This is a genomic window from Bacillus sp. MN7755 (assembly GCF_054771475.1).
This window is the reverse complement of the sequence record NZ_BTRL01000041.1, coordinates 1-8,451: the sequence shown is the minus strand read 5'-3', so window position 1 is coordinate 8,451 and position 8,451 is coordinate 1. Positions and strand designations below refer to the sequence as shown.

Sequence of the window (8,451 nt, the reverse complement as noted above, 5' to 3'; positions counted from 1 at the left end):
GAGTAGGACGTCGCCAAGCAATCTTAAGACGAGTCAGAATGACTCGTCTTTTTTGTATGCTTTCATACCTCTGTTAATTGCCTGTTTAACTCCTTCTAAATAGGCAAATCCATGTCTTTTATCTGGTTCTAAGTAAGTACCTTCTGCCCATTCATTCCATGCATTAATAAATAAAAACTCGCTTTTGTAAAGAGAATAGGTACGATGGATTTGCTTGCTTAAATATATTGTGAACTTCTCAGGGGTAGAACCTAGGAAGATGCTGCTATTTAAGTCTTTGCGGCGTGCTGTGTTGTCCCAGTCAACAAAGGCACCAGGAAATGTTTTTTTCTCTGAAGGAGATCGCTTTAATATATACATCCACACTTTATCGTAATCCCAAGCGTTTATTTGTTTACCAGACTCGTATATTGTTTTATTTATGTCTGAAGAGCTATCATGAGCAATTGTATAAAAAGGCTCAAATTGAATGCTAGCATCGAATCCATCTATATTAGGAAGTGGAAAGCTGTTTAATGTTTCTGCAAAATATATACCTTTCAAACCATTTTCTTGGGCGAGTGTATTCCAATAATTAAGCATTTTCTCACAATCAGGGATATGACCAGGACGATAAATAATGAATAATGGTTTATCATCTATACGTATATATCTCTCATCTTGGAAAGCTTGTAATAAATACTCAAAGTGTTCTTTCCAATCCGATAACTCTCCGTAATTTTGAGGCATTAATATGTGACTATCCAGACCATCCCAAGTTTTTGTCCACGGTTCATTTGCCCAAGAAAGGCAAAATGGAAAATTGGGTTCCTTTATCTTAAGTACTTCATTAAAGGGTGTCTCCAAAAGCCTCTTTCCTTTAAACCAGTAATGATAATAACAAAAACCATATATGCCGTGTGCTTTAGCGATTTCTGCTTGCCACTTTCTTACGGATGGGGTGGTTAAGTCATAATAAAAATCTTGATAAGGTTCTCTAGGTTGATAATGTCCTGAAAATAAAGGTCGTGCACTTTTAGTATTTGTCCATTCAGTAAAACCTTTACCCCACCATCGGTCATTTTCTTTTATTTGATGAAACTGTGGTAAGTAAAAAGCGATTATTTTCAAGATATATCCCCCTTATGTTCTTCACAGTTCAAGTGGTGGGAAGTTACTTTTGGTTTTTGGGCTCCATTCTAAAGTGTGAGATATGTTATTTACTTGCTGTTTTTGTATGCTCTATATTGAATTCGGTTTTACAATTTATTTGATATGGAAATCTTGGATGATTCAATATATGGCTGCGGTGAAAAATGATGTTCATTATGAAATTACGTGCATTACCATGAACGAAAAGGGTTAATCTTTTTGGAGAACAAATAGGGCTTGGGGTAATCGATTTACATCATCAAAAAAGTCCCGTAGCTTTAAATACTTCTCATAGTGATTTTTAATATAAGTTCTAGGTATAACAGTTTCTCCGTAAAAACTACTATTTCTAACGTCCCCTGCCCCTGTAGGACTGTGAACAAAATTGCCACTGTCATAATCTGAGATGGCACGATTTATATTTGGAAAAGCCTGAGATAAAGTTTTATGCCACCCGGTTTGAATTAATTCAGGGTGTTCCTTGAATTGTTGACAGAAATCGAGAAAATAGCGTGCTTGTGTTGTTCCAATGAAGATTCCACCTGGACGAAGAATTCTTGAAAATTCCTTTATCCAATGTTCTGCAGTTTCTTCGGATAAATGTGAGAATACAGAATAAGCGAATATGATGTCTAATGAATTATCACTAATAAATTCTACAGGTGGGTGTGGATTGGCTGTTTTATATATCCCTCTTCCTAACGTTTCATTGCAAATGTTAATCATTGCGGGATCTACATCAATACCAAGTAAATTTTCATCGCGAACATCTTTGAAAAAGAAGCGTATAATTCTTCCCCATCCGCAACCAAAGTCTAAAATTTTACATTCTTTATTCAAGGGAACGCCTAAATTTTGGGCATATGTTTTTACATGGCTATAAAACAAATATGCTTCATAAAGAGCATGTTCATAGGAAGCACCTACAAACTGTTGTTGAATTTCCTCGGGGGGGAACGTAGGTACTGGGATGCCGTTGATCTTTGTTTGTGAGCAACTTTGTATAAATAGATTTAGAAGTTCAATATCAGATAGTGGACTAACAAGGTTATCAAAATCACTTCCTAACTTAAAGTTATTCATCTGTTAAACCTCCGAATGATGTAGTGATTAACAACTATTTACTTGTTTTTTACTAACAAAAACATGCAAAAATTCAGCATCTAACCCTAGTGATCTATCCTTTTGTAAATAAACAATGGTATACATATTTGCATGTGTATAAATATATTCAATCATATCTTGACCCCAATCAAATGTTACTAAAGACCCGTTTTCATCAATAGGATTTCCATGATAAATTGGCTCTTCAATATACACAATCCCTTCTTTATTGATTCTTGCTCGTTGTAAAGTCTTTGGGAGTGTATGATACCAAGGAACAGTAAATACATGAGCACCGCCAGGTTTTAAGACACGCTCTATTTCTTTAAAGGCTTTGTTTGGCTCCATTACATGTTCAAAGACATCTTGAGTAATAAACAAATCAAAAGATTCATTTGGAAAAGTCATGTTTTCTAAGTTCTCACATCTAATTCCTTGAAAGTATTGGCCGAGAGGGTAGTTTTTAAAGTATTGAGAATATGTATAGTTTTTGCAGTTTTTTATTAGTAGTTGAGTTGTAATCCCGCCAGGAGAGGATTCGTGGATATGATAGGAACCCCATTTCGGAAAAAATGTATTTAAAACATGGATTAAAGCTCGCTGCCTTGGTATAGAGTGGCATGTAGAACATAAGTAGTGATCTCTAAGCCAATCATTATGCTCTATAAATGTAGCTTCCTTCTCACAAATAACGCAGTATCCATTATTGTGCTTCAAATTACCTTCCACATGACATCACTCCTGTGTAAAAAATGCATATGGCACACACGTCACCAATCAACTAAATCAAATTGAGTGGGGGAAAATTAGGGAACCCATAAAAGTAATATTGGTAGAAAGAAATAATCAACGGGGGAGAACCCCACGCTAATTAAAGTTTCACTTTATGCTATGCGATATATTGGCTTTTATTCATTGAAGAATATATAGACTTAAAATATCCCTTTCGTGTATGGATACATTTCAAAGTCCTTTGCATATATTTCTGTAACTAAATCCATTGTTTCTTTGTCATAAAAGCTTGCGTATGTTGGAAATTGGGGAAAGGCTTCATCTGTAATACTAAGCTCTGCATAGCTTCCTGTATAAACCATCTTGTGAGCGCGATGATGACCTGAACTTGTAAGTTTTGTTAGGTCGGATTTAATTAAACCGTATTCGTTTTCTATTTTGGGAATTTGCTTATTAAAATCTTCTAAAGGTATATAGCGTTGGATAAAGGCTTCTTCACCTTGGACGTATTGTTGACTGAAGTGCATATCTATTACTTGGGAATTGGAACCAAGTGCTTGAACGTAATATAAAAATTGTTTGAATGATATTCCTTGTTTACTATGCTTGTCATTATAAAAACACTTTCGGATACTATCCCATTGAGGGCTAGCATAAGGATTGTCAGCAAGTAATAAAAATGAGCTAACGGCCCTTGTATAGGGATTTCGTACGAGTTTACAAACATGTTTTTTTGATTCTAGCAGACCGCTATGTAACGCCTGTATATAATTGGGGTTATTTTTATATACCCAGAACTCATAGTAATGAATAAAATCATTGTATTTCTTTGCTTCAGGAAATAATCCAATTTGAAAAAAGAACCAATTAGCTAATGTAGTACATCCGCTCCTGTGGCTCCAGAATAGTATAAGTGGAAAGTCTTTATGGAAATGTGGAATTCGATCTTTATGTAGGGTTACATAATTTAAAAGTTCTTGATGTATATTTTTCATGAGTTTAACACTCCTTTTTTTAAGGGTATAGGAAGAGGATTTTTTATTAATCCAATATATTCATGGGAATGAGTAAATATTATGAGTGTATTTTGCTGTCATCTTAAATAAGATAACGATTCTAAAAGGGAAATGTAAAATAAAGATAATGAAAATGTATAAGAGGCATACAATTATAAGAGAATGAATAATAGATATGACCAAGTTCATTTATTTGTATTTCTAGGTGTGATAAGTAAAAATCTTATTACTAGAGAGGATATTATGGGGAAGAATAATTATTTAATAGTAGGTGGAAATAGTTTCATTGGTATTAACCTCGCATTAGGTTTATTGAAACAAGGTCAAAATGTAAAAGTATTTTCCAGACATATAAATAATTTTCCTCAAAATATTATAAGTGAGGTTGAATTTATTAAAGGGGATTTAGCAAATGTTGAAGATATATATAAAGCTTTAGTAAATGTGGATATTATTATTTACTTAGCTGCAACGTCAAATGTAGCAACTTCAATTGAAGATGTTTTCGGAGATATGAACAGTAGCTTTTTTTTTCTTAATTTCATGGAAAGTGTTAAAACTTTTCCTATTAAAAAAATTGTATTAGCATCTTCTGGAGGCACAGTTTATGGTGAACCGGAATATTTACCTATTAATGAGGAACATCCATTAAAACCACTTTCTCCTTATGGAATAACAAAAGTGTCGCTTGAAAATTATTTGTACTTTTATAAGAGAAAATATGGAATTGACTATGTTGTATGTAGATATTCTAATCCATATGGGAAATATCAAAATCCTTTAAAGAAAGTCGGGGCAATAAATTGTTTTTTGTATCAGCATCTCAGTAATGAAAAGATTAATATATATGGGAATCCACAAGAGATTATTCGAGATTATATTTATATCGATGATTTGGTTGAAATCACTATACAACTATCACAATTAAATCGCTTGAAATCTTGTGTGTATAACATAGGAAGCGGCAAGGGTCTCTCTTTAAAACGAATTATAGTAGAATTGGAGAAATTAACGGAAAGAAAAGTGGATTTTATCTGTTATAAACAAAAGCAAGAAAATGTTCAAAAAATCATTTTAAATATAGATAGGGTAAGACGAGAATGTAATTGGGAACCGAAAATAGATTTCAAAAGTGGAATTAGATTAAATAAGCTATGGATTGAAGAGTTCTTGTATAGTCAAAAATAATAAGCCATGCCCTACTTCTGTATAAGTAGAGCGTGGTTTATTATTTTATTTCTTTTTTTATTACCCAAAGGTCTTGATGTTCCCACCAAAAACCTTCAGAGTACTTTTGGATGATAGGGTTATAAGGTAATAATTTAATTTTGTCACATACGTAAGAGGGGCTAACAATCGTTTGCCCATATTGATTAACATCTAAATCGAGTTGTTCACTAGAGGGAAGAAACCAATAACCTTGTTTATTTAAATCTGGAAAGTTGAAGTGCTTTTTACTTTGATATCCATGAGTTGTGAAAATGAATAATCCGCCAGGGGAAACAGCATTATACAATGTTTGAAGCCAACGAAACCAAGTTGTATCAGGCATATGAGAAAAAAAGGATAGACAAAAAACGATATCGTACGTAGACGAGGCTAATTTTACTTGTTCAGGTTCAGGGTGAGATAAGATAGAAGAAGTATTTAATGTACTTTCAATAAAAGTAATAGCTTCTTCATGTATATCACAGGTAGTTATACGTAAGTTCGTTTGTAGGTTTAATAAATGACGTGTTACGCAGCCATATCCGGATGCGAATTCTAATAATTTAATTGGAGTGTCTACAGGAGGATAAAAGGAAGTAATTAAATCTAAGAGTGTTTCTGCTGATTTTCTCCCGTCTTTAAAATAATAATCTATCGCTTCCTTTTTTGATGGGAAGACTGGATTAGTGACAAGGAATTGAAAGATATGATCCTCTGGATGGATACTTGCATTTACATTGTAGTTGTGTGCAATTTGAGAAATCAGATCTTTATGTGCCTCTATAAATTCTTTCAAAGAGTAACCCCCTTAAATAATAGTAAGGTCTTACAAGAGATACTGATGGAAAAAAATATATAATTAAATCTTCAAATATGCTTTAAGGTACTTTCTATATGCGTACATTTTCTTTTTTGAAATGTCGTCGATAGTAAAGGTTTCTTTAATGAAATTTTGCATTTGTACAACTTCACTGTAATGGGAATATGAATCTTCTGTTCTCGTTACGCTATTTGTATGTCGTCTATGATAGTTTAGAGGTTTTGGATTGAAATAAATATTCCCCTCTTTAAGAATAGAAACATAGAAAAACCAATCACCAGCTACTTTAAACTTTTCTAATTGTTGTTTTGTTTTTTGTATATCTATGTTTTTAAAAACTACACTTGAGACATTAGGTATGGTGTTTTTGATAAGTAACGTATCTTGTATTTCATCTGTCCCTTTTCGAAAATAAGAACTCTTCCATTTTTCTTTATCAATATCATTTGTGTAATCTAAATAATGATTGGCTAGGATACTTCCTTGTTCATCTATTTGTTTTGATTGAGTGTAGCTTAAGGTAACATCACTATTTATATGAAACCCTTGTATTGCTTCTTCTAAAAATGTCTGATCACATAAGTCATCCGCCTCTGCAATCCAAATATAATCACCGGTTGCTGCAGAGACGCCTTTTATCCATTGTTTAAATACAGAACCAGAGTTTCTATCATTAATAATTTGCTGAACTTTTAGATGGGACTTATTTTCGTTTGAGAGCAGCTGTTCAAATATAGATACACTATTGTCAGTAGAGGCATCGTCTAGGAAAATTAGTTCGTAAAGGGGATAGGTTTGGTTTAATATTGATTTAACTCGGTCAGGTAAGTATTTTTCGTAATTATAGTTCGGTAAGATCACACTTATTTTTTTATAGTTATGCTCAAGCAGGCCTAATAATTGATAAATGTAATGAAGGAAGTTGAACTCTTTTTCGATAAGTTCTTGCCCAAATCTCCCTTTGTGTAATCGTAAATCTTCATCTCCAAGAAATTCATATATTCTTTCCAACATCTTCGGTAGATTTAAAAAGTCTACTAAAGCGCCAGTTTGTTCCGTAACAACATCTTCAAAACCTCCAGCGTTTTTAAACCCTATAACAGGGAGTTTTGTATCTAATGCTTCTAAAACAACATTTGGAAAAGGATCTTCTCTTGAAGTTAATAAATATAAATCAGCCCCGGCATTATATAAACCGATATCTGGAGTGGGCTCCACTAACGTGAAATGTGCTGTATATCTTGGGGATAGCGTATTTAAAAATTGAACATCTGCTTTCCCAACCCAGATAAAATGAATATTCTTATGAATTTTTCTTACTGAGTAAGCAATAAGTGAGAATAAATCTATCCCTTTTCGATGATCAGCGAAACCTACCCCCAAAATGATTTTGCTATCTAGAGGCAGGTTGTGTTTTTTTCGTAATTCGTTTCTAGCTTTTGCAATATTGTTCTTATAAGGATTATGGTTAAATAAACCTTGGGGGAGAATGTGGCACTTTTGATGGTCTAATTGGGTGATTGTAAGGAATTTTTCATACACGTACTGTGAAGGGAAGACAACTTTGTAAGCAAACTCGGCAATGTTTCTAGATTTTCCCTCGGCAGAGTACTGTTGTATTAAATGCGGCAATTCATGTATTAATGAAATAACTTTTATATTGTGTTTAGCTAGTAATGCAACTATATCACCACTTATGACGGTACTACATATGGCAATGGTATAGTCTTGTGATAATAACTTCTTTATTAATAATTCGATTTTTTCTTCCGTCGGGTAGTTTTCCTCTAGGCAATAAACAGGACCATATTTTTGAAAATCTTGGATTAAAATGCCCGTTCCAATAGAAATAATTGCGACGGAGTATTGAAAGTTTTCTTTAAGAGCTTTAATGGTATGTAAAGAAAGCAGCTGTGCTCCGTGGAAATGGGCATCATGGGATACATAAATGATCTTCTTATTAACATGCATTTCATAACGCCTCCTAAGTTAATTAGAGTTTTAGTAAATGTATGGTGCATTTATAATTCCCTAGAGAGAAGTGGTAGGAGATAATTGTGAATGTAGCTGGAATGTACTCGAAATAAAAATGCTACCTTTAATATATATTTGTTTGGCTTGATATTCATTCTTTAGAAAGGTGTAAGTGGTAAGAAAGAAAGTATAAACTGTCGATTATGAAAGTGACTGCACCAGTTTGTTAATCTCTAGGGACACAGTATAAATGAAGAAGGTTCAATACCCTTTATAATTTATAAAATAAAAAGGATAAAAGGTATTGACGATTAGAAGATAGAGGTGTAATATAGAACAAGTCGCCGATGCAATAACGCAGAACACGACAAACGAAATGAAAAACTTAGTTGACATTAACTAACGGAGATGTTAACATAAGGGAGTCGCAAATGAGCGACAGATAAGTTCTTTGAAAACTGAACG

7 protein-coding genes are annotated in these 8,451 nt (G+C 33.3%); 1 reads left to right on the top strand and 6 read right to left on the bottom strand.

Annotated elements, in window-relative coordinates; translation table 11 throughout:
* Positions 1-33 precede the first annotated feature (33 nt).
* The 4 genes from ACYVEC_RS30055 to ACYVEC_RS30040 all read right to left on the bottom strand — a co-directional run bounded on the left by ACYVEC_RS30055 (position 34) and on the right by ACYVEC_RS30040 (position 3,962).
* Complete coding sequence (locus ACYVEC_RS30055; protein ID WP_063221719.1) at positions 34-1,110, bottom strand: glycosyltransferase WbsX family protein; 1,077 nt, start codon at positions 1,108-1,110, stop codon at positions 34-36.
* A gap of 231 nt (positions 1,111-1,341) precedes the next feature.
* On the bottom strand, positions 1,342-2,214 hold the full coding sequence (locus ACYVEC_RS30050) for a class I SAM-dependent methyltransferase (RefSeq protein ID WP_063221718.1): 873 nt from the start codon (positions 2,212-2,214) through the stop codon (positions 1,342-1,344).
* A gap of 27 nt (positions 2,215-2,241) precedes the next feature.
* A complete protein-coding gene (locus tag ACYVEC_RS30045; RefSeq protein ID WP_063221717.1) occupies positions 2,242-2,964 on the bottom strand; it encodes a class I SAM-dependent methyltransferase in 723 nt (240 codons plus the stop codon).
* A 203-nt stretch (positions 2,965-3,167) separates the two neighbouring features.
* Positions 3,168-3,962 carry a sulfotransferase family 2 domain-containing protein gene (locus tag ACYVEC_RS30040; protein ID WP_063221716.1) on the bottom strand — a complete coding sequence of 265 codons (795 nt, stop codon included), beginning with the start codon at positions 3,960-3,962 and terminating at the stop codon, positions 3,168-3,170.
* 264 nt (positions 3,963-4,226) lie between these two features.
* Between ACYVEC_RS30040 and ACYVEC_RS30035 the strand changes: the two genes are divergently transcribed.
* On the top strand, positions 4,227-5,171 hold the full coding sequence (locus ACYVEC_RS30035) for an NAD-dependent epimerase/dehydratase family protein (RefSeq protein WP_063221715.1): 945 nt from the start codon (positions 4,227-4,229) through the stop codon (positions 5,169-5,171).
* A gap of 40 nt (positions 5,172-5,211) precedes the next feature.
* On the opposite strand, the gene ACYVEC_RS30030 is transcribed toward ACYVEC_RS30035, so the two are convergent.
* Positions 5,212-5,988: a class I SAM-dependent methyltransferase gene (locus ACYVEC_RS30030; RefSeq protein WP_063221714.1), complete on the bottom strand. Its 777-nt coding sequence runs from the start codon at positions 5,986-5,988 to the stop codon at positions 5,212-5,214.
* 63 nt (positions 5,989-6,051) lie between these two features.
* A complete protein-coding gene (locus tag ACYVEC_RS30025; RefSeq protein ID WP_063221713.1) occupies positions 6,052-7,983 on the bottom strand; it encodes a glycosyltransferase in 1,932 nt (643 codons plus the stop codon).
* Positions 7,984-8,451: the final 468 nt, after the last annotated feature.

What these genes read in the sequence shown, in the direction of transcription:
- ACYVEC_RS30050 (WP_063221718.1), bottom strand. Translation starts at nt 2,214, where the DNA reads ATGAATAACTTTAAGTTAGGAAGTGATTTTGATAACCTTGTTAGTCCA.
- ACYVEC_RS30040 (WP_063221716.1), bottom strand. Translation starts at nt 3,962, where the DNA reads ATGAAAAATATACATCAAGAACTTTTAAATTATGTAACCCTACATAAA.
- ACYVEC_RS30035 (WP_063221715.1), top strand. Translation starts at nt 4,227, where the DNA reads ATGGGGAAGAATAATTATTTAATAGTAGGTGGAAATAGTTTCATTGGT.
- ACYVEC_RS30025 (WP_063221713.1), bottom strand. Translation starts at nt 7,983, where the DNA reads ATGCATGTTAATAAGAAGATCATTTATGTATCCCATGATGCCCATTTC.